We start from the raw sequence: 22,231 nt of genomic DNA on the forward strand, positions 1-22,231 counted from the left end.
TTTACTAAAGCGGTTTACTAAAGCACATGAACAGTATTTATTTTGATAACCGAGTGGTATTAACCCTTGATGCGGGTGGAACCAATTTTGTGTTTAATGCGATGCAGGGCGGGAAAACCCTGGTGGAGCCAATTAAGAAGAGTGCTCATGGCGATAACCTGGAACTCTGTTTAAAAACCATGTTGGATGGTTTTGAGGAAGTGAAACAACAGCTAAATGATGAGCCGGTGGCCATTAGCTTTGCATTTCCGGGGCCTGCCGATTACCCCAATGGGATTATTGGCGACTTAGGTAACTTGCCTGCTTTTAGAGGTGGCGTGGCGCTGGGGCCAATGCTGGAGCATCATTTTAACATTCCTGTCTTCATTCAGAATGATGGTGATTTGTATGCCTATGGTGAAGCACTGGGCGGAATGCTGCCGGCCATTAACCAACAGCTGGAAGAGAAAGGCAATCCTAAACGTTACAAGAACCTGATCGGGTTGACCTTAGGAACGGGTTTTGGTGCCGGGTTGGTCCATAACGATATTTTGATCGGTGGTGATAATAGCATCGTTGCTGAGGTATGGAATATCAGTAACTCGGTTTCGCCACAACGAAATGCAGAAGAAGGGGTTAGTACGCGGGCTATTATTAATGTGTACAACGAGCTATCGGGAAATACTACTCCTTTGATGCCGAAAGATATTTTCGATATTGCCAGTGGTAAGCAGGAGGGCAACAAAGAGGCGGCACAGGAAGCATTCACCACTTTTGGTAAGCACATTGGTGATGCTGTGGCCAACTTAATTAACCTGTTCGACGGACTCGTTGTGATTGGTGGAGGCTTAACCGGTGCCAGCCAGTTTTACATGCCTGCAGTGATGGAAGTACTGCGCGGACAGTTCGGTAATGGTCAGGATCGTTTGGTTCAAAAAGTGTTTTGTTTGGATAATCCAGATGAAAAAGAGGCCTTTTTAAATACCAAAGTTCATCAAATTGAAGTACCTTTTACCAACAAGAAGGTTGATTATGCTCCAGAGCAGAAGGTAGCTATAGCCACCAGTCAGCTGGATGCGAGTGAAGCAATTGCCATTGGGGCCTATGCCTATGCATTAAGTAAGTTAAATCAGTAAAGAAGAAAAAATGTTGTATCCCTTGAAGTTTAACCCCATTTTAAAGGAAATGATTTGGGGTGGTAAAAAGATTCCTCAAAAACTTAATGTAGATGTGGATGAGGATGTAAAGATTGGTGAGAACTTTGCCGTTTCAGGCCTTAAATCAGATCAGTCAGTGGTTAACAATGGTCCACTGGCCGGAAAAAACATGATGGAACTGATTGAAACCTATAAGGGCGATTTTTTGGGAACTAAAGTATATCAGCAGTTTGGTAGTAATTTTCCCTTACTGATTAAGTACATCGATGCTAATGATGACTTATCGATCCAAGTGCATCCTAACGATGAGCAGGCGAAAATTAAGCACAACTCATTTGGAAAAACCGAGATGTGGTATGTGGTGGATGCGGAAGCAAATTCCGGACTGGTATCAGGGTTCTCTAAACAAACAAGTGCAGAAGAGTTTGAACAGTATCATTCATCGGGTAAGCTGATGGAGTTGATGCAGAAGCACCCTACAGCTGCCGGCGACACCTTCTTTATCCCTGCTGGTAAAGTACATTCGATTGGTGCGGGCAATCTCATTGCTGAAATTCAGCAGACATCAGATATTACTTACCGTATTTACGATTTTGATCGCCGTGATAAGTTTGGTAATCCTCGCGAATTGCACCACGAGCTGGCGATGGATGCCATGAACTTTTCGGATAATGAGTCGGGAAAAGTTGAATACACCGCAAAGGATAATGAGTCGGTTAATGTAGCTGCTTGTCAGTATTTCACAACCAATGTGCTCAATGTTAGTGGGGTGGTTAATAAAGATTATAGCCAGCTGGATTCCTTTGTTATTTTGATGAATGTAGGAGGTAAGTGTACCATTAAATCGGCTGATGCAACTATTGAGCTGAATGAGATGGAGGCTACCTTAGTGCCGGCAGCTATTAAGGGGCTGGAGATAGCAGCTGACGAAACTGCTAAACTGTTAGAAGTTTATATAGAAGGTTAGTAGTAGTCCTTCGAAAGAAGGGAAGTATTGATAGCCTTAAGACAGAAGTGTCTTAAGGCTTTTTTCTATTTTTCAGGTGCTAAATATTTGTAGACAATTCCGGCAAGCAGAGCGCCAATAATGGGGGCCAGCCAAAATAGCCATAATTGCTCTGTGGCCCAGTCGCCAACAAAGAGCGCTTGTGAGGTGCTTCGTGCCGGATTAACGGAGGTATTGGTTACTGGAATGCTAATCAAGTGGATGAGAGTTAAGGCCAGTCCAATGGCCAAGCCGCCAAAACCACTTGGAGCCTTGGAGTGGGTAGCTCCCATAATCACCATCAGAAACATAAAGGTCATCACCACTTCGCTGGTTAAGGCAGCAATAAGTCCATAGCCACCAGGCGAGTGCTCGCCGTAGCCATTGGCTGCAAAGCTGCCTAATTCAAAATCGGGTTTTCCGCTGGCAATCAGGTATAGAATAAAAGCTCCTGTGGTGGCTCCTAATACTTGGGCCGCAATATAGGGGAGCACTTCTTTCGCCTCGAACCTTCCGCCGGCCCATAATCCAATTGTCACTGCCGGGTTGAGGTGACACCCGGAAATGTGTCCAATTGCATAGGCCATTGTAACAACAGTTAAACCAAAGGCAATGGATACGCCCACAAAGCCAATGCCTAATTCAGGGTAGCCGGCCGCTAATACGGCACTGCCACAGCCGCCCAAAACTAACCACCATGTTCCAAAAAATTCAGCAATTAATTTTTTCATCGCTTAAGTGTTTGATTAATAATGCTAAGCAATTTAGGGAGTTACCATTAATTAATCCACTTGTGCAAAGAATAACTGGTTGTGTGGTAAAGGTAAGCTCTTTGGTATCTGACTGATTTCGCCAATCGTAAATGACAGAAGTGAAACCATCTGGCATGCCAGTGCAGATATTATTTATATGAGTATCCAAAAAGAAAAGGACCTTTACAAGCGTGGCTGCAAAGGTCCTTTTTTAAGTTAATGAGCACTTAATACAGTTAATACGTATCCTGCACAGTGCGTATCAATAGTTTATCTCTCAGATTGCTAATTTCATCTGATGTTTCGAACACAATGGTTTTACTTTGTCCGGGCAGTAAATCAAAATAGTTATCTGAAAACCAGCCTTCTGCTTCATCGTAGCTGAAATAAACATTTTTAGCCAGTTTGTCTGTTGTTACCTTAATTTGATAACCTTTATCAACTTTCTTTACTTCAGTAGTCAGTGATGGTGCCGGCAGCTGCAGATCTTTACACTCCTTGAAGTAGCTGGTGGTTTCATAAATATTCTCATCACCAACTGATAATTTAGTCGATAGCACCACCTGGCTGGTTGGGATGCTTTTTAATAAAGTTTTCAGGGCCTGGCTAAACACAACAGTAGAAGTATTGGCGTTGATAGTGACGTCAGCGCTGTGCGACCAAAGCTGTTTTCCTTCAAAATTCAATATCTCGAGATCCAGTTTGGCAGGCATATCTTCAAACTTATCAGATACCGCGTAAATAAGCAGATCATCGGTTTTGGTGTCGGGCACGGCAATAACCGGGGCAAATGCTTTGCGGGTATAGTATTGCAGAGCTTTCCAGTTACCGTAGTAGTCGATGCTCGACCACGAGGCTACCGGCCATACATCATTCAGCTGCCAGTAAAGGCTTCCCATGGTGGTTGGCATGTTAATGCGGTGTCCTTCAATCCCCGTGCGGATGCCTTCGGCTTGCAACAGCAGACCAACATACAGGAATGATTCGAAATCTTTTGGATTACGGTAGTAGTTGTCCATGTAGCGTTTAATGGCGCCATTGCCGATAAACGATCGCTGGTGCGACTTCATTACTTCAGAGTTGATGTCGTAATCCTCTGGTAATGCGTATTTTTTCACTGTTTTGAGCTCAGGGAACGATTGGAAGCCGTATTCACTCACGAAACGGGCTGCCCCATCGTGGTAGGTAATAAAAGGTACATCCTGGAACCAGATGCGCCAGTCGTGCTCATCGCCATCAATTTTATTGGTACGGATGGTATCACCAGCCTGCGGACTCGAAGCCCAGTATTGCCTGTCGGGATCGTGTGCTTCTACTGCTGAAGGCAACACATCCAGGAAAATATCTTTATACGCTTGCCACATGGCCTTGGCACCTTCGGGTTGCTTCTTCTCGTTATCTTCCTTCCAGCCCCAGCCAAACCAAGCCGCCAGTATTTCGTTGTTGCCACACCAGAGTGCAATACTTGGGTGGTTTCTGAGGCGGCGCACATTGTATTCTGCTTCGTGCTTCACGCTTTCCAAAAACTCAGGATGCCCGGGGTACATGTTGCAGGCAAACATAAAATCTTGCCATACCAAAATACCATACTTATCACACAAATCGTAGAAAATCTCTTTCTCGTATATGCCACCACCCCAAACACGCAACATATTAAAATGGCTGTCGGCCGCTGACTTAATAATGTGTTCGTATTTTTCAGGCGATACGCGGTCGAGGAAAACATCATTAGGAATGTAGTTGGCCCCTTTCATAAATACCGGGTGGCCATTGAGTTTAAAGTAGAATGAACGTCCTACCTCATCATTCTCGCGCACCAGTTCAACTGTTCTTAAACCTAAGGTGTGTTCGAAGCTTTCAACACCAGCATTGGTACTTAGCTGTCCTTCCAGTTGGTATAAATGTGCTTCGCCAAGGCCATTGGTCCACCAGCGCTGTGGGTTTTCAATGGTAAAATCAACCGCGTAATTATGCGTTCCTTTTTTTAGTTCGATGGTTTTTGTAGCCAACTCTTTGCCATCAATGTTTACTGTTAGCTCTGCAGTTTCTTCGCTTGAGGCGTCTATTTCAAAAGAAGAAGTGAGTTGCGCTACTTGGTCGTTCAGCTCTTTTTGTTGTGTGTGGATAGTGATGAGTTGTGCAGTATCCCATGCTTTGAGTGTTACCGGCTCCCAAATGCCTGATGAAACCAGGCGAGGGCCCCAATCCCATCCAAAATGATAAGGGGCTTTTCTTACATGCGGGCTCACCCATTTTTCGCCCGGCACCTGACCTATTTTAGCCAGATCGTTGGCCGATGATTGAACCACATACGGGTAGTTGTCATAGATATCTACTCCAATTTTGATGGGCGAATGAAAGTAAATATTCAATGTGTTTTCACCTTCCTTAATCAAGTTTTTGCAGTCAACTGTCCATCCTCTGAACATATTGTCGGCTTTCAAAATCAGCTGATCATTCAGGTACACATCGGCATAAGTATCGAGACCGGCAAAATTCAGAACAATTTGCTCTTTATTAAAGGTGGCTTTATCGATTGTAAAAGTGGTCTTGTATTCCCAGTCTTTTTTATCAATCCACTGAACATCGTGCTCATTTAGGCGATAAAAAGGATCTTTTATAAGTTCATGATCGAGTAAGTCGGTATGTACGCAACCTGGCACACTGGCCTCCAGCCATTTGTCTTGCCCTGCCTCACTAAATTGCCAGCCAGAATTAATCTCAATCACCTTGGCTGATTGGTCTTGTTTCTTCGGGCTGCACGCCCAAAAGCCTGATAGAATAATCAGTAAAAGTACGTTTGATAATAGCTTCATCTTTATAGTATTTTGTAATGTAAAGCTAATACCTGCAGAATTAAAACAATGGTGACAATTGTTTAAAAAGATAAACATATTCTCAGTTGTTGCATAAACTGAGGATGGGTAAGTGCCTTATTCTCCTGTTATCTGCTGCCAGTTTATGGATCTGTCAATTAAGTGTTGATTGAGGTTGTATTTGATTCTGTCTTTATCGGTACCACAAAAGTCAATTTCGGGATGCACGTAAATCTACTTAAAAAGTATTGCTGAAAGCGCAGTTTTTTGGACGTCTATTTTTAAAACTAAAGAACTGCTCTTTTCAAAATGGAGGATCCGTTTTTATATGGGCCATTCCATATTTGAACGATAGCTAAATGCTATTTTTTTACGATTCAGAAGGAATTTTAACATTTCTGTTATTGGGCAATTCTGTCCATTTTATTGGATTATTATATGTATACAGAATTATTGTTATGAGTATTAGAAGGTGCGTTTACTAGCGCGTTTTTCTCCAGTTTGAAGTAACTCTGAGGAGGGTTGTAAGTTATAGATTATGAGCTTCAAATCAAATGCTCAATCGTAATTAAAGAAAAATTTCTACTTTTAATATGGAAATATTTCTCCAATTTATTATTGAAAATGAAAGTGTTGGCTCGACTATTTTTAATAATTATAAATTACAGGTGCTAATCAAAATTGTAATGTAGAGTTTGCAATTGTCAGCAATAAGCGCTTAGATTTGTAGGAATAATCTAAAATAATGCAATCATTTTTTGAAACACATAAATACCTATTAGAGCATCTGGGAACACCGGTACGCCGTGAATTAATAAATGAAATTGATTGGAATCATCGCCTGATTGGAGTCAAAGGGGCGAGAGGTGTGGGGAAAACAACTTTTTTGCTCGATTATGCCAAAACACACTTTGGCTATGACAAAAGTTGTCTGTATGTCAACTTAAATAATCTTTACTTTACGGAGCGTTCAATCGTATCCTTTGCTGACGAGTTTCGAAAAAAAGGAGGGAAAACACTAATACTTGACCAGGTATACAAGTACCCGGGATGGTCAAAAGAGCTGCGCTTTTGCTACGATAATTTCGATGACTTAAAAATAATATTTAGTGGTTCGGCCGTGATGCGCCTGGTTGATCAAAACCCCGATTTAAAAGGCTGCGTTGCTGTATACCGATTAGATGGTTTTTCGTTCAGAGAAAATTTAAACCTGGCGACCAAAAGTAAATTTCAGGCTTATTCGCTTGATGAGATTTTGCAAAATCACCAGGCAATCTGTAAAAAAATAACTTCAAAAGTACGTCCGTTAGCCTATTTCAACGACTATTTGGAGCACGGATATTATCCGTTTTTTCTTGAAAAGCGCAACTACTTTGAAAACGTTGTAAAAAATATCAATTTGATTCTTGAGATTGACATCTCATACCTTGAACAGATTGAATTAAAATATTTACCAAAATTACGTAAATTACTCTATGCAATAGCTAAAGCAGCTCCCTTGCAACCAAATGTTAGTCGACTAAGTCAGGAAATTGAGACCTCGCGGGCTACGGTGATGAATTATTTGAACTATCTCAAAAACGGACGTTTAATTAATATGCTGTACGAGGACAGTGAATCTACCAAAAAGCCTTCAAAAATTTATCTTCAAAATCCTAATGTCTACCATTCGGTTATGCATGGCGAGGTGAGTCTGCCTAATATGAACCAAACGTTCTTTTTAAACCAGGTGAGCTATCGTCATCAGGTCAATGTGTCAAAAAAGAGTGACTTTAAGATTAATAACCACCTGGAATTTCATGTTGGAGATGAATCTAGACTCAATAATCCGTTGGGTGAACAGGAGTATTTGGCGCATCCCATGCTGGAGGTAGGAGAAGGGAATCAGATTCCTCTCTGGCTGTTCGGTTTTTTGTATTGATCGTTTTTTACACAATAATATTTAAATAACCAATTAATTATTAGGAGTATATAAAATGGCTAAAGAAAAAAAGTTTATTACATGTGATGGTAACCATGCCGCTGCTCATATCGCGTATATGTTCAGTGAAGTGGCTGCTATCTATCCAATTACGCCATCGTCAAACATGGCGGAAAATGTGGATGAATGGGCTGCTGCCGGAAGAAAAAACATTTTCGGTGAGACAGTGAAAGTTGAGGAAATGCAATCAGAAGCTGGTGCTGCGGGTGCCGTACACGGTTCTCTGCAGGCGGGTGCTTTAACTTCTACGTTTACAGCGTCTCAGGGCTTGCTATTGATGATCCCTAACATGTACAAGATTTCTGGTGAGTTGCTTCCAGGCGTTTTTCACGTAAGTGCGCGTAGCTTAGCCGCTCAGGCACTGTCTATTTTTGGCGACCACTCAGATGTTATGTCTACCCGTCAGACAGGTTTTGCTATGTTGGCAACAGGTTCTGTACAGGAAGTAATGGATTTGGCTGGTATTGCTCACTTAGCTTCTATTAAGTCACGTGTGCCATTCATGCATTTCTTCGATGGATTCCGTACTTCTCATGAGATTCAGAAAATCGAAGTGCTCGAAAACGAAGATCTTGAGCCGTTATTAGACCAGGAAGCATTGCAGGCATTCCGTGATAACGCCTTGAGTCCTGAGCATCCTGTAACACGTGGTACTGCTCAAAACCCTGATATATACTTCCAGGCGCGTGAGGCAGCGAATCCATTTTATGAAGTCTTACCTGATATGGTGGCTGATTACATGGATAAGATCAGTGCTATCACAGGTCGTAAGTACCGTCCTTTCGATTACTACGGAGCCGAAGATGCAGAAAACATCATTGTAGCTATGGGCTCGATCACTGATACAATTAAAGAAGTGATTGACGACCTGACTGCTAAAGGTGAAAAAGTTGGTTTAATTGCTGTTCACCTGTACCGTCCGTTCTCTGCGAAGTATTTCTTCGAGGCCTTCCCAAAAACAGCTAAGAAAATTGCTGTACTTGACCGTACTAAAGAGCCAGGAGCAAATGGTGACCCATTGTATTTAGATATCCGCGACTTGTTCTACGGAAAGGAAAATGCGCCTATCATCGTGGGTGGTCGCTATGGTTTATCTTCAAAAGATACGACTCCGGCTATGATGTTGAGCGTATTCGAAAACCTGAAGCAAGACGAGCCTAAGAATCAGTTCACAGTTGGTATTGTTGATGATGTTACATTTACTTCATTGCCATTATTGCCTGAATTCTCATTGGCAGCCGAAGGTACCTTCGAAGGTAAATTCTACGGTTTAGGTTCAGACGGTACTGTTGGTGCTAACAAAAACTCAATCAAAATTATTGGTGACAACACCGATAAATATGCGCAGGCTTACTTTGCCTACGATTCTAAAAAATCAGGTGGTATCACAATTTCTCACTTGCGTTTTGGTGATACCCCAATTCGTTCGCCTTATCTGGTGAATACGCCTGACTTTGTTGCTTGTCACGTACCTGCTTACCTGCAGATGTACGATATGCTGAAAGGTTTGAAAGATGGCGGTACCTTCCTGTTGAACTGCTCATGGAGCGAAGAAGAACTGGAAAACCATTTGCCAGCTTATGTGAAGCGTTACATTGCCGATCATAAAATTAAGTTCTACACAATTGATGCTACGCACATTGCTAAAGAAATTGGTTTGGGTAACCGTACCAACACAATTATGCAAAGTGCATTCTTCAAAATTGCCAATGTAATTCCTTACGAGTTAGCGGTTGAGCAAATGAAGAAAGCAATTGTTAAGTCTTTCGGCAAGAAAGGTGAGAGCATTGTAAATATGAACTACCAGGCGGTAGATAAAGGTGGTGCGGTTAACGAAATTGCAGTTCCTGCATCATGGGCCAACGAAGCTGCTGAAGTATCGTTCCCAACTAACGAAAAAGCGCCTCAGTTTATTAAAGACTTTGTATTCCCTGTTAATGCTCAAAAAGGTGATGATTTACCGGTGAGTATTTTCAAAGGACGCGAAGATGGTACACTACCAGCTGGTACAACTGCTTATGAGAAGCGTGGTATTGCTGTAGATGTTCCTGAGTGGATTTCAGATAACTGTATCCAGTGTAACCAGTGTTCTTACGTGTGTCCGCACGCTGCTATTCGTCCTTTCTTGTTAGACGAAAAAGAATTGGCTGGTGCTCCTGAAGGAACAGCGACTAAAAAGGCCAACGGTAAAGGTTTCGATGGCTTGCAGTATCGCATTCAGGTAAGTGCATTGGATTGTACAGGTTGTGGTAACTGTGCTGATGTTTGTCCGGCTAAAACTAAAGCGTTGGAGATGAAGCCGCTTGAAACACAGCAGGCCGAAATAGAGCGTTGGGACTACATGGTTGAAGAAGTGTCTATCAAAGACCACATCATGCCAAAAGACATGAATGTGAAAGCTTCTCAGTTTGCTCAGCCTCTATTTGAATTCTCAGGTGCTTGTGCCGGATGTGGTGAAACTCCATACATCAAGCTGATTACTCAATTATTTGGCGATCGTATGATGATTGCTAACGCCACTGGTTGTTCATCCATCTATGGTGGTTCAGCGCCAGCTACACCTTACTGTACTAATAAAGAAGGTAAAGGTCCGGCTTGGGCTAACTCATTATTCGAAGATAACGCCGAATACGGTTTAGGTATGGCTACTGGAGTGAAGAAGCTGCGTGAGCGTATCGAGCGTAAGATGAATGAGTCAATGGCTGAAGTGAATGCCGAGACGAAAGCTGCTTTCGAAAAGTGGTTGGAAACAAAGGACAATGGTAACGAAAACGTGGCGGCTTCTAAAGCTGTTGTGGCTGCTCTGGGTAACGAGTCGCATGCCGTTGCTAAAGAAATCCTGGCGCTTAAAGACTACTTATCGAAGAAATCAGTTTGGATCTTCGGTGGTGACGGATGGGCTTATGACATCGGTTACGGTGGTTTAGACCATGTAATTGCTTCTGGCGAAGATGTGAACATCCTGGTGATGGATACTGAGGTGTATTCTAACACAGGTGGTCAGTCATCTAAATCAACGCCAGTAGGTGCGGTAGCTAAGTTTGCGGCTTCTGGTAAGCGCATTCGTAAGAAAGACCTTGGTCTGATGGCTACAACTTATGGCTATGTTTACGTGGCTCAGGTGGCGATTGGTGCTAATCAGGCGCAGTACTTCAAAGCGCTAAAAGAGGCCGAGGCTTATCCTGGACCATCATTAATCATTGCTTACTCACCATGTATTGCTCACGGATTGAAGACCGGAATGGGTAAAACTCAGGCGGAAGGTAAAAATGCCGTTGAATGTGGATACTGGCACTTGTACCGTTTCAATCCTCAGCTTGAAGAGGAAGGAAAGAACCCATTTACATTGGATTCGAAAGAGCCTCAATGGGATAAATTCCAAAGTTTCCTTAATAATGAAGTGCGTTATACAGCGCTGGCAAAATCATTCCCTGAGGAAGCGAAAGAGTTGTTCCAGCAAGCCGAGAAAAATGCTAAGTGGCGTTACAGTGGCTACAAGCGTTTGTCTGAGCTTAACTACTCTGAAGAGAAGTAATCAGGAAACTAGTTTATAGGATCAGCCGCCCCGTTATGGGGCGGCTTTTTTTATGCACTTAACTGGAGGTTGTTGTACTCGTTATTTTATAATCAATAATGTCTAAAGTTTTGTAAATGAATGATAATTAAGATGGTATCGTTTATAATTCGTTTGGTATGTATATTCTTCTGTCTTTTTTAGAAAGTATGGTATTGCCTTTGGTTACTAGCTTACTCTGGCTTAGTTATTACAGTCCTGAGAGGCAGAGTCATCGAAGGGGCTTAATAATCTGAACCTGGGCTCAATAAACTTTATTGGCCAATTGCTTTTGCCAATTAATGGGCGTACATTAACAATTGTGTACGCTGTTCAGACTAATTCATATTTAATATAAAACAATTGATTTTAACTGCTTGTTGTTTATTAGTAAGCAATTAAATAACCCTTTAATATCACCATTATTATGAATTTAAAGACAACCTATATGGGGATTGAATTGAAGAACCCCATAATTATTGGAGCGAGCAATCTGGTTTTGGATCTTGAAATGGCCAAGAAACTGGAAGCAGCTGGAGCAGCCGCTATCGTCTATAAGTCGTTATTCGAAGAGCAATTACATTTGGAAGCCGCAGAGCTGGAGGAAGAACTGCACGAATTCGATGATATTCATGCAGAAATGACCACCTTATTCCCTAATATCGAGCACTCAGGTCCTAAAGCCCACCTTTTGGCTTTAAAGCGCTTAAAGGAAACTGTGTCAATCCCCGTGATTGCCAGTTTGAACTGTACCTACGATGTAAGTTGGGTTGAGTATGCTAAATACCTCGAAGAAACGGGTGTTGATGGGCTTGAACTTAATTTTTACTCAACCATTTCAGATGTTGAAAAATCACCAGAAGAAATTGAGAACGGGCTTATTGATATTTTGAAAAAGGTCAAAGCTGCTGTAAGCATACCAGTAGGTGTAAAGCTAAGTCCGTTTTATACCAATATGATGAATGTGGTCTACCGGATGGATCATAACGGTGCTGATGGATTCGTGCTGTTTAACCGACTGTTTCAGCCTGATATCGATATTAAAGAAGAAAAGTTACGTGTGCCATATAATCTGAGTCATAAGGGAGATAACCGTTTAGCTCTTCGTTTTGCCGGGCTATTAGCCTGTAATCTGAACTCTGGTATTTGCAGTAATACGGGTATTCATGATGGAGAAGATGTTATCACCATGTTACTGGCTGGTGCCAACGCTGTGCAGGTGGTGAGTACAGTGTATAAAAACGGCGTTATCCAGATAACGCGCATGCTGGACGAATTGTCGGCATGGATGAAGGATAAAGGTTACGAACAGATTGATGATTTTAAAGGTAAATTGTGCAAGAAAAATGTGGCCGACCCGAATGCCTACAGACGGGCACAATATGTCGATTACCTGATGAATGCAAAGGAGTACACTAAAAAGTACCCCATTACCTAGATAGTTTAACTATAATAATTATACTAATGAGCAGTCTCTTGTGTGAGCTGCTCATTTTTTTGTGCTAATTTGAAAGGTTATTTTCTCAGCTATCCCAGTTGCTGTGGGCTAAGTAGCAGATAATGGTTATATTGCTTATGTATGACAAATGTTTGTCGATCGATAAATAAATGGATAAATGCCGAACCTTTCGTTAATGACAATTTAATATATAATACAAATACTGAAAGCGGGTTTCTCGATTTTTTTTGTTTATTTGTAAGGGCTTTGGAGTTTTCCTTCAAAGGCGCAAGAAAAAAAATCCGTTCAACTAACTTTTTTAAAATCTAAAATTAAAAATCTAAGTATGAGTAATAAACGCGTTTACACCTTCGGTGACGGAAAAGCTGAAGGTAGAGCTGATATGAAAAATCTGCTAGGAGGCAAGGGAGCAAACCTTGCTGAAATGAATCTGATCGGGGTGCCGGTGCCGGCAGGTTTTACAATTACAACTGAGGTATGTACCGAGTATAATCAAAAAGGTCGTGAGGCTGTGGTTGAACTCATGAAGGCAGAGGTTGAAGCAGGAATTGCTGCAACTGAAAAAGTTATGAATGCTAAGTTTGGTTCTAAAGGCGAGGCATTTCCCCTTTTACTGTCCGTTCGTTCAGGCGCTCGTGTGTCTATGCCGGGGATGATGAATACCGTATTGAACCTGGGGATGAATGACGACGCTGTTAAAATAGTCGCCGAAAAATCAGGAAACGAAAAATTCGCCTACGATTCATACCGTCGCTTTATTCACATGTATGGTGATGTGGTAATGGGAGTAGATGGCGAAGAAGGTGAGCACGATCCGTTTGAAATGGTGCTGGATCGCATAAAAGAAGCCAAAGGCTACGACTCAGATGCTGATTTTACAGCAGAAGACTTAAAAGGTATTGTTGAAGAATATAAAGCGGTGGTAAAAGAGCGCGCAGGGAAAGATTTTCCAACTGATCCGTGGGAGCAGTTATGGGGAGCTATCTGTGCTGTTTTTGATTCGTGGAATACACCGCGTGCCATATTGTATCGTCAAAAGGAGCAGATTCCTGAAGAATGGGGAACAGCTGTTAACGTGCAGGCAATGGTCTATGGAAACATGGGTGAAACATCAGCCACTGGTGTGTGTTTCTCGCGTGATGCGGCCACCGGAGAAGACCAGTTCAATGGCGAATATTTGGTGAATGCCCAGGGCGAAGATGTGGTAGCAGGTGTGCGCACCCCTCTTGAAATCACAAAGATTGGTTCTCAGCGTTGGGCCGAGCGCAATGGCACCTCAGAAGCTGATCGTTTAGCTAAATTCCCATCTCTGGAAGAGGCCATGCCCCAATTATATGCTGAGTTAAATGCTGTCCAGCAGAAGTTGGAAGATCACTACAGCGACATGCAGGATATGGAGTTTACCGTGCAGGACGGTAAGCTGTGGATGCTTCAAACGCGCAATGGAAAGCGAACTGGTGCTGCCATGGTAAAAATGGCCATTGATATGCTGGAAGAAGGGCGTATTGATGAGAAGACAGCTGTTTTGCGCCAGGAGCCCAATAAACTGGATGAGTTATTACACCCGGTATTTGATAAAGAAGCGATTGCTAAAGCCAACGTGCTAAGTAAGGGCTTGCCAGCCTCACCAGGAGCGGCTACAGGTAAAATCGTTTTTACGGCCGATGCCGCTGAACAGTGGGCGGCTCGTGGAGAAAAAGTAATCTTGGTTCGTCGGGAAACTTCGCCTGAAGATTTAGCAGGTATGTATGCGGCCGAAGGTATCTTAACCGAGCGTGGTGGTATGACTTCTCATGCAGCTGTAGTGGCCCGTGGGATGGGTAAGTGCTGTGTGTCTTCAGCCGCCGGTATTTCAGTGTCGCACACTGCTTTAAAAATTAAAGGAGTTGAATTTAAAGAAGGTGATTTCATCTCATTGAACGGAACCACGGGTGAAGTTTACGAAGGCGAGGTGGCAACTATTACGCCGTCTTTGGATGGTGACTTTGCTAAAATTATGGATTTAGCCGAGAGGCATTCGCGTATGTACGTTCGTACCAATGCCGATACGCCCGCTGATGCACAAACGGCTCGCGAGTTTGGGGCTAAAGGAATTGGGCTTTGCCGCACCGAGCACATGTTCTTCGAAGGTGATCGTATTTGGAAAATGCGGGAGATGATTCTGGCTGAGAACGAAGAAGGACGCAAGGCTGCACTGGCTAAACTACTGCCAATTCAGCGCGAAGATTTCTATGGTATCCTTAAGGCGATGGATGGATTCGGCGTCACTATTCGCCTGTTAGATCCGCCGTTGCATGAGTTTACGCCAAATGATGCCGCTTCACAAAAGGAAATGGCTGAAAAGTTAGGCGTTGCTGTTGAGGTTGTTAAAGATAAAGTTGAAAGCCTACACGAATTTAACCCGATGCTGGGGCACCGTGGCTGTCGATTAGGAAACACCTATCCCGAAATTACAGAGATGCAGGCACGTGCAATTATTGAGGCTGCTTGTGAACTGAAGAAGGAAGGGTTTGATCCGAAACCAGAAATTATGGTGCCGTTGATTGGAACGGTTAAGGAGCTGAAGATGCAGGAAGAAATCATCCGTACAACAGCTGCAAAAGTGTTTGAAGAAAAAGGTATGGAGGTTGACTATTTGGTAGGTACCATGATTGAGATTCCTCGTGCAGCACTAACAGCGGATGAAGTTGCTGAAGTAGCTGAATTTTTCTCTTTCGGTACTAACGACTTAACCCAGATGACTTTTGGTTATTCGCGCGATGATGCTGGTAAATTCTTACCGGTTTACATCGAGAAAGGAATTCTGAAGCAAGATCCATTCCAGGCTCTGGATCAAACAGGTGTTGGTCAGTTAGTTGAAATGGGCTGCGACAAAGGTCGTTCGGCACGTCCGGATCTGAAATTAGGTATTTGTGGTGAGCATGGTGGTGAGCCATCATCGGTAGAGTTCTGCCACCGTACCGGTTTAGATTATGTGTCATGTTCGCCTTTCCGTGTGCCAATTGCCCGTTTGGCAGCAGCACAAGCTAACCTTCGTTAAGAAATTCTAAAGTAATAAACCTATAAAAGGTCGCTCAGTAGTGGGCGACCTTTTTTTATTCTATCACACAGATTCTATTTCATCAATAAGGGCCTGTGCCTGATCTCTCAATGGTTTATATTGCTTGTACGCCCATATTGCACCGGTGGTTAAAGCAATTCCAATCGCCCCCAGGAATATTAGTTGGGTCAGCAGAGCATTGGTACAATTCGCTGCATTTAATGTTAAGCCGATATCCACCAAAAGAATTCCGGGAATAATCCCTAAAGTTCGGAGCCAAAAAAGTTGGTAGCGGTTAACAGCGTTTTTGAGCATGAGCAGAGTAGGCTGAGAATAATCCACTTCACTATATTCTTTTTGGTATTTCCTAAACAGGAAGGCAAATGATATCATGGCAGTTAAAAAGCACAAGGTGCTGATAATCTCTTTGTAAGAGCTTCCCTCTACGATGTGTATCGCAATGATAAGTAGGTAGAAGGGACATAAAACCCAATATAAGATTTGTAATCCTTTGCTGATTCCAGCGTAATGGGCATCTTTTGTTTTAAGCTGTTTGATTAAACTGGTCAATTGGGGGTCTTGTATATTGCTATTTTTCATCACTTTTGTTGTTTAGTTTGTTTTTGAGGTGGTTTTTGATGCGGTGAATTTTTACTTTAACATTTGCTTCTGAAATGCCAATGATGTCACTAATTTCTTTCATGCTAAGGCCTTCAAGCATTAAGGAAACAAGTGCTTTGTCAATAACAGAAAGCGTGTTCAGTTCGTTTTGGATCCGTTCTAAACGTTGTTCTTCCAATAGTTTTTGATCTCTTTCATAATCATCAATGATGGCGCATAGGTTTTCTGTGCCGGCATTCACAATAAGTTTCAGGTGCTTATATGATTTGCTGTTGTAGCTCAGTGCAGTGTTCACAGCCACCCGATAAACCCATGTATTGATGGATGAATCGTTTCGAAAGTTGCTCAGGCTCTTCCAGATATTTAACAGTATTTCCTGATACATGTCTTTCCGATCGTCAGTATTTGTGTTGTAATAAGAGCAGATTCGCCTAATTCGTTGTTGGTTATCTGCTACGATCGCATTAAATAGTTCTTCTTTCTTCAATGTGTTAAGAGTTTGTTCTGTCTAATTAGTACCCCAAAGGGCGGGATAGTTACAAAAAAACGGTCTGAATTTTAGAAAAAAAATCTCACGCATCCATAAAATATCCGGAATGACATCAGTATTAATGTAAATCCTATCTTTGCAGAAAAAAAGTGGGACGAATATTAGCAATTGATTACGGGCGTAAAAAAAGTGGTGTGGCTGTGACCGATCCATTGCAGATTATTGCGAATGGTTTAACTACCGTTTCTTCACATGAACTGTTTGATTTTCTGGTGAAGTACATGCAGGAAGAACCGGTTGATAAGATTGTGATGGGCTACCCAACACAGACAAGTGGCGAGGAATCGGAGTCGATGAAGTACATTGAGCCTTTTGTAAATCGCCTCAAAAAAAACTACCCCGATTTACCTATTGAATGGGTTGATGAGCGTTTTACATCAAAAATTGCTTTTCAGGCTATGATTGATGGCGGCTTAAAGAAAAAAGCGCGGCAAAACAAAGCCATGATTGATAAAGTGAGTGCCACTATTATATTACAAACTTACCTTGAGCAAACACGCTTATGATTCTCACAGTGCTTCAAGATGGCCATCCGGTTTTAAGGCAGGTCGCTAAGGCTATTACGCCATCTTATCCCAATTTATCGCAATTAATTAAAGATATGTGGTCCACCATGTATCGCTGCGATGGAATTGGTTTGGCTGCTCCGCAAGTTGGGCACTCTGTTCGCTTGTTTGTGATTGATTTAGACGTTTATAAAGATGAACACCCCGAGTTGAAGGGGTTTAAAAAAGTATTCATTAATCCGCAGCTGGAGATTGTTGGTGCCCAAAAGGTGCGTCTGTCTGAAGGCTGTTTGAGCTTGCCGGGAGTTTTTAAAAAAGTAAAACGCCCGGCTAAAATTCATATTTCTTACCAGAATGAAGCTTTTGAAGAGGTCCACGAGACCTACGAGGGCTTTGCTTCACGGGTTATTCAACACGAATATGACCATTTAGAAGGCCGCCTGTTTATCGATTATCAAGGCTTTATCGGGAAATTAGTCGACCGAGTGCTAAAGGTGCTGCGGGGCCGGTGATTGTTGCTTGCTAACCTGTGGTTGAGCTATAATGTAGTAGTGCCTCAGGTAAATCAAAAAGGCCGCGATAAAGCAGGTTTCGGAAAAAATTTTGCACACCTCTTCTGTTATGGTACCCAAATGATGAATGGCATGCAACTTATCTTGATTCGTGCTTACTAATTGGGCAAGGGTGTCGTCGTTTGTAACGATGTCCAGTACAACAGAGGCCGCTAAAAGTGCGCCTCCCAAAATTAACACCAGTAAACCGGGTTTGCAGTTTAGGAGTTGATGGCGAAACTTAGCCAGAGTTACCAGGCCAATGACTCCATAAAGAAGAATGATGACATCATCAATTCGGTCTGATAAGCTGGTTTCCTGAATTTGCAACACATGGTGGATAAAATGGTCCATTTTTTCATGAATCATAAACTGCTCATCCATGGCTAAAAACACAAATCCAATACTGATAAGAAGCCAAAGAAGTGAAGAGGATGACGCGTAATTGTGTTGGATAAAATAAATAGCACTGGTTATTAGCGCAACAATCAGCAATAATAATACCGAGTAGTCGGTACCTAGTCCATACTCTTCAAATTCGGTACTGACATTGAGTTTGTAGATGCCGCTGAATATTACAAACAATATAAATAGGCTGCTGATGAGGTGGCAGAAAAGAAAAATCGATAGCGGGCTGACTCTTTTTAGGTTAAATAGGCTTATCATAATAAAAGCAAATAGTTGTCTACACTCTATTGTGTGAAATGGTTATTTTTCATTGGTTTGGAGAACTAAAATAGTTTTTTTGCCATTTATGGAGGGAGCAACGGTCATTCGTTTTGATAATTATGTATTTCATATTGATGAGTGAACGATTATTGGGTGTTGAATTTGATTTTCACAACGATTCAGCATGGCCTTAAGTTATTCGTTTATAGATGCCCTTGCTAAATTGCTATCGGCTATTTCTTCAAAAAGCGGTTGGCTATTTTGGGACATATCATAATATTTTAGGCTTTGGTATTATAAAAATGGACGTTGATAAAATTAAGTTAGTCTGTTAATTATCAATTATTAAATTTACCCGAGATAAAAAAATTGTTATGACCAGCCTCCGAAATTATTTTCTTAAAGCATTTGTTTTTTTTAGCCTCCTTATTGTTTTTGGGTCTTGCGTGCCGCAAAAGGATGTGGTGTATATTCAGGATACCGATGAGGTGAGTGAATTACACAGTTACCACAATCCTCGCAGCAAGAATTTGATTAAAGCATTTGACCAGCTTTATATTCAGGTAAACAGTTTTGATGATGGGCGTATCAACTTTATGAGTAATGATGCGAACCGCTATGGTGGTGGCCGCTCTGAGGCCGACTTAGCCATGGTGGCCTTTACAGTAAGTGAAGATGGGCATATAAACATGCCCATTATTGGAGCCTTTAAAGTGGTTGGCCTTAGTGTGGAAGAGGCGGCCGAAAAGATTAAGCTTGAGCTGGAACAATACTTGAATACACCAAGCGTTAAGGTCTCTTTGGTCAATAAAAATGTGACCATATTGGGTAATGTTCTTCATCCGGGCCGGTATTTCTATGCCAGCGAACAGTTAAATATTTTTCAGGCACTTGGAATGGCTGGCGATGTAACCGAATACGGAAATCGCCGGTATGTGGTGCTGGTAAGGGAAAAAAACGGTGAAGTATTTAAAAAGCGCATTGACCTGACGGATATCGCTCTCTTGGGAGATGAAGAGTTTTACCTGTCTCATAATGACGTTGTTTATGTAGAGCCGCTTAAACGTCGACACTGGGGGATGCAAACCTTCCCATGGGCACTTATTCTATCCGGAATTACCACGTTTGTTTTGGTGGCCAACTATATCAATAAGTAACGCTTGTATTTCCGCCTGGCAGCCCAGAAGAGGTGTCTTTCTGGCTGGCAGCGTAAAAACAGAACGAAAATCTTAAAGTCTAAAATACGATAAATGAAAGAGCATTCTGATCAATATATCGATATAAAAAAGCTGATTGGTGTTTTAAGAAAAAAAGCCCATTATTATGCTATCGCCCTGCTATTGTGTGTGGTCATCGCATTTTTAGCAGGTAAAATGATTGCTCCAATCTATCAGGTGGCTTCCAGTATTTACATCAAAGAAAACAGCAGCATGAAGGGGCAGAAAACGGTGGAGTTTCTTCAAAGCTTTCAGTTGTTTGATCAGTCCCGTCATTTTCAGAATGAAATGCTGGTACTCAAATCGAGTCCTTTAGTGCGTGAAACTATCGACCAGCTTAATTTCGAGATTGAGTATTACGCTGATGGAACCTGGATTGATAGAGAACTATACAAAGAGTCGCCGTTTGTTGTGCTTTATGATTCCATTCACCCGCAAATGGTGGATGTGCCTGTTTCAATTGTTTTCCATGAAGACGGGAAATTAACGGTCAGTGCCAGTGCCAGCGAATATAGTGTTATTAATTATTCAACCGGAAAAGTTAAAAAAGCTAAGCAGACTGTCGAACTTCAAACCACCTGTTTTCAGTCGGATATGCTGGAGGATGATGCATATAAATTTCAGGTATATCTCAAAGAACCCAATAAATTGCCCCAAATACAAGGGCGTGAATTCCATTTTGTTTTTCGGAATAAAGAAAAATTGGTGCGTGAAATTCAGAAGAACCTGAGCGTATCACCCGAAAATCCGGAAGTAAGTATTATTAGGCTGAGCCTTGAAACCACTTACCGGGAGAAGGGGCTGGATTTTATAACGGCACTCACCGATTTGTATCTGCAGAAAAACCTGGAGCGTAAAAACCACTTTGCCCTAAATACAATTGCCTACATCAACCAGCAGCTGGATGAAATATCCGACTCACTTAATGTAGCGGAAAAACAGCTCGAGAGTTTTCGTGCTGGTAACCAGGTGATTGATATTTCAAGCAAAGCCGGAAGAATATTTGAACAGCTTCACCAAATAGAGCTGGAACGCTCAACCATCGATCGGCAGCTTCAGTACTATAACTATCTGAATGAGTTTTTTGAAGACGATGATAACCTGGCCGATTTGGTTGTTCCTTCGTCCATGGGAATTAGCGATCAAACACTCAACGAACTGATTCGTAACCTCATTATTCTGGTTAACCAGCGCAATGAGCTGATCGGTAAAAAGCAGCAGAAAAGCCCGTACCTAAAAAATTTGGAGGTGCAAATTGAAAGTCTCAAAAACCCCATCTCCGAGAACATTCAATTCTCCATCGGTACTTTAGAAAGTGCACTGGCTAACTTAGATGCTAAAATTTATGAACTGAAAACTAACCTCAAAGCTTTACCCGAAACAGAGCGACAGCTGGTGGGTTTTGAGCGTAAGTTTAAGCTCAACGATGCCATTTATACATTTTTGCTGCAACGAAGAGCCGAAGCTCAAATAGCAAAAGCCTCTAATTTGCCCGAGCATGAAATTGTTGAGCCGGCGCAAGTGATGACTAGAGTGTATCCCAATAACATGATCAACTATGGCTTGGCTATTTTCATGGGCCTGCTGTTGCCCTCTCTGCTCATCATTGTTATGAGTTATTTTGATGGTCGGGTGAAAAGTGAAGATGATTTAGCCGATTATAAAGACATCCCTTTTATGGGGTCTATTTTGCATCATCCGTCTGAACATAGCGATGTGGTGATGAAACTGCCCTCAGAAGCGATTGCAGAAACTTTTCGTACGCTTCGCACGAACCTCTCCTTTTCGCTGCAGGGAGAAGCGCATAAAACCATATTGGTGACCTCCAGTATTTCTGGTGAGGGTAAGAGCTTTGTTGCCTTAAACCTGGCTTTAAGTCTTTCGCAACTTAATAAAAAGGTGCTTTTACTTGGCTTTGATCTGCGTAAAAACAATCAGTTCAGAGAGCAGGTTAAGGATGCCAGTCTTGGACTCACCTCTTTATATGTTCACCGGGCAACATTGGATGAGGTTATCCAAAAGTCGGAGCAATACAATATTGATGTTATCTCCTCAGGTCTGGTGCCTCCAAACCCAATGGAGTTGATAAACAGTTCGGTTACCGACTCTGTTTTTGCTAGTTTGAAAAAGAACTATGACTACATTGTTGTTGATACTTCACCGGTAGGCGTGGTAAGTGATGGTTTGTTACTGATGAAATATGCCGATTTGAAACTGTTTGTGGTGCGGGAAAACTATAGTCAAAGAGCAGTGGTTAAAACCGTTATTGATGAGCTCAAAGAAAAGGGCATCGATAAGATTGGAATTGTGCTAAATGCCAGTCGTATGGAAGGAAAGAAATACAAATACGAATACTATGATAGTTATCGGTTGGGAGCGTTGGATAATAGCTAGT

At 42.1% G+C, this 22,231-nt stretch carries 15 protein-coding genes; 10 read left to right on the top strand and 5 right to left on the bottom strand.

The window, feature by feature from the left end; translation table 11 throughout:
• Nucleotides 1–26 precede the first annotated feature (26 nt).
• Nucleotides 27–1,115, top strand: coding sequence for an ROK family protein (locus ACSX1H_RS09285; RefSeq protein WP_439183580.1), 1,089 nt, complete (start codon nt 27–29; stop codon nt 1,113–1,115).
• 10 nt (nt 1,116–1,125) lie between these two features.
• Nucleotides 1,126–2,103 carry a type I phosphomannose isomerase catalytic subunit gene (locus ACSX1H_RS09290; RefSeq protein WP_439183581.1) on the top strand — a complete coding sequence of 326 codons (978 nt, stop codon included), beginning with the start codon at nt 1,126–1,128 and terminating at the stop codon, nt 2,101–2,103.
• Nucleotides 2,104–2,168: 65 nt separating this feature from the next.
• Here the strand turns inward: ACSX1H_RS09290 and aqpZ are convergent, their stop codons facing one another.
• A complete protein-coding gene (gene aqpZ, locus ACSX1H_RS09295; RefSeq protein ID WP_439183582.1) occupies nt 2,169–2,852 on the bottom strand; it encodes an aquaporin Z in 684 nt (227 codons plus the stop codon).
• Nucleotides 2,853–3,109: 257 nt separating this feature from the next.
• Complete coding sequence (locus tag ACSX1H_RS09300; RefSeq protein ID WP_439183583.1) at nt 3,110–5,689, bottom strand: beta-mannosidase; 2,580 nt, start codon at nt 5,687–5,689, stop codon at nt 3,110–3,112.
• 745 nt (nt 5,690–6,434) lie between these two features.
• On the opposite strand from ACSX1H_RS09300, the gene ACSX1H_RS09305 reads away from it, so the two are divergent.
• From ACSX1H_RS09305 to ppdK, 4 genes are all read left to right on the top strand, one after another.
• Nucleotides 6,435–7,610, top strand: a complete 1,176-nt coding sequence (locus ACSX1H_RS09305) for an ATP-binding protein (protein ID WP_439183584.1) — start codon at nt 6,435–6,437, stop codon at nt 7,608–7,610.
• A gap of 55 nt (nt 7,611–7,665) precedes the next feature.
• Entirely contained in the window at nt 7,666–11,205 is a 3,540-nt protein-coding gene (nifJ, locus tag ACSX1H_RS09310) for a pyruvate:ferredoxin (flavodoxin) oxidoreductase (protein WP_439183585.1), read from the top strand.
• Between the two features lie 445 nt (nt 11,206–11,650).
• Nucleotides 11,651–12,661 (top strand): dihydroorotate dehydrogenase-like protein, encoded by a 1,011-nt coding sequence (locus ACSX1H_RS09315; protein ID WP_439183586.1) that lies wholly within the window; start codon nt 11,651–11,653, stop codon nt 12,659–12,661.
• A gap of 346 nt (nt 12,662–13,007) precedes the next feature.
• Complete coding sequence (ppdK, locus tag ACSX1H_RS09320) at nt 13,008–15,722, top strand: pyruvate, phosphate dikinase (protein WP_439183587.1); 2,715 nt, start codon at nt 13,008–13,010, stop codon at nt 15,720–15,722.
• Between the two features lie 63 nt (nt 15,723–15,785).
• Here ppdK and ACSX1H_RS09325 read toward each other — a convergent pair whose 3' ends face one another.
• Nucleotides 15,786–16,322, bottom strand: coding sequence for a hypothetical protein (locus tag ACSX1H_RS09325; protein WP_439183588.1), 537 nt, complete (start codon nt 16,320–16,322; stop codon nt 15,786–15,788).
• Nucleotides 16,312–16,830 carry an RNA polymerase sigma factor gene (locus ACSX1H_RS09330; RefSeq protein ID WP_439183589.1) on the bottom strand — a complete coding sequence of 173 codons (519 nt, stop codon included), beginning with the start codon at nt 16,828–16,830 and terminating at the stop codon, nt 16,312–16,314. The genes ACSX1H_RS09325 and ACSX1H_RS09330 overlap by 11 nt, the downstream gene beginning before the upstream one ends.
• A 152-nt stretch (nt 16,831–16,982) precedes the next feature.
• On the opposite strand from ACSX1H_RS09330, the gene ruvX reads away from it, so the two are divergent.
• Entirely contained in the window at nt 16,983–17,399 is a 417-nt protein-coding gene (gene ruvX / locus ACSX1H_RS09335) for a Holliday junction resolvase RuvX (protein ID WP_439183590.1), read from the top strand.
• Entirely contained in the window at nt 17,396–17,911 is a 516-nt protein-coding gene (def, locus tag ACSX1H_RS09340; protein ID WP_439183591.1) for a peptide deformylase, read from the top strand. Before ruvX ends, def begins: the two co-directional genes overlap by 4 nt.
• On the opposite strand, the gene ACSX1H_RS09345 is transcribed toward def, so the two are convergent.
• A complete protein-coding gene (locus tag ACSX1H_RS09345) occupies nt 17,888–18,616 on the bottom strand; it encodes a DUF8692 domain-containing protein (protein ID WP_439183592.1) in 729 nt (242 codons plus the stop codon). The genes def and ACSX1H_RS09345 overlap by 24 nt on opposite strands.
• 377 nt (nt 18,617–18,993) lie before the next feature.
• Here ACSX1H_RS09345 and ACSX1H_RS09350 point away from each other — a divergent pair, with 377 nt between their 5' ends.
• Together ACSX1H_RS09350 and ACSX1H_RS09355 are read left to right on the top strand one after the other, a co-directional pair.
• Entirely contained in the window at nt 18,994–19,776 is a 783-nt protein-coding gene (locus tag ACSX1H_RS09350; RefSeq protein WP_439183593.1) for a polysaccharide biosynthesis/export family protein, read from the top strand.
• 93 nt (nt 19,777–19,869) lie between these two features.
• Complete coding sequence (locus ACSX1H_RS09355; RefSeq protein WP_439183594.1) at nt 19,870–22,230, top strand: GumC family protein; 2,361 nt, start codon at nt 19,870–19,872, stop codon at nt 22,228–22,230.
• Nucleotide 22,231 lies beyond the last annotated feature (1 nt).

Source organism: Carboxylicivirga taeanensis (genome assembly GCF_051851475.1).
GTDB classification, from domain to species: Bacteria; Bacteroidota; Bacteroidia; order Bacteroidales; family Marinilabiliaceae; genus Carboxylicivirga; species Carboxylicivirga taeanensis.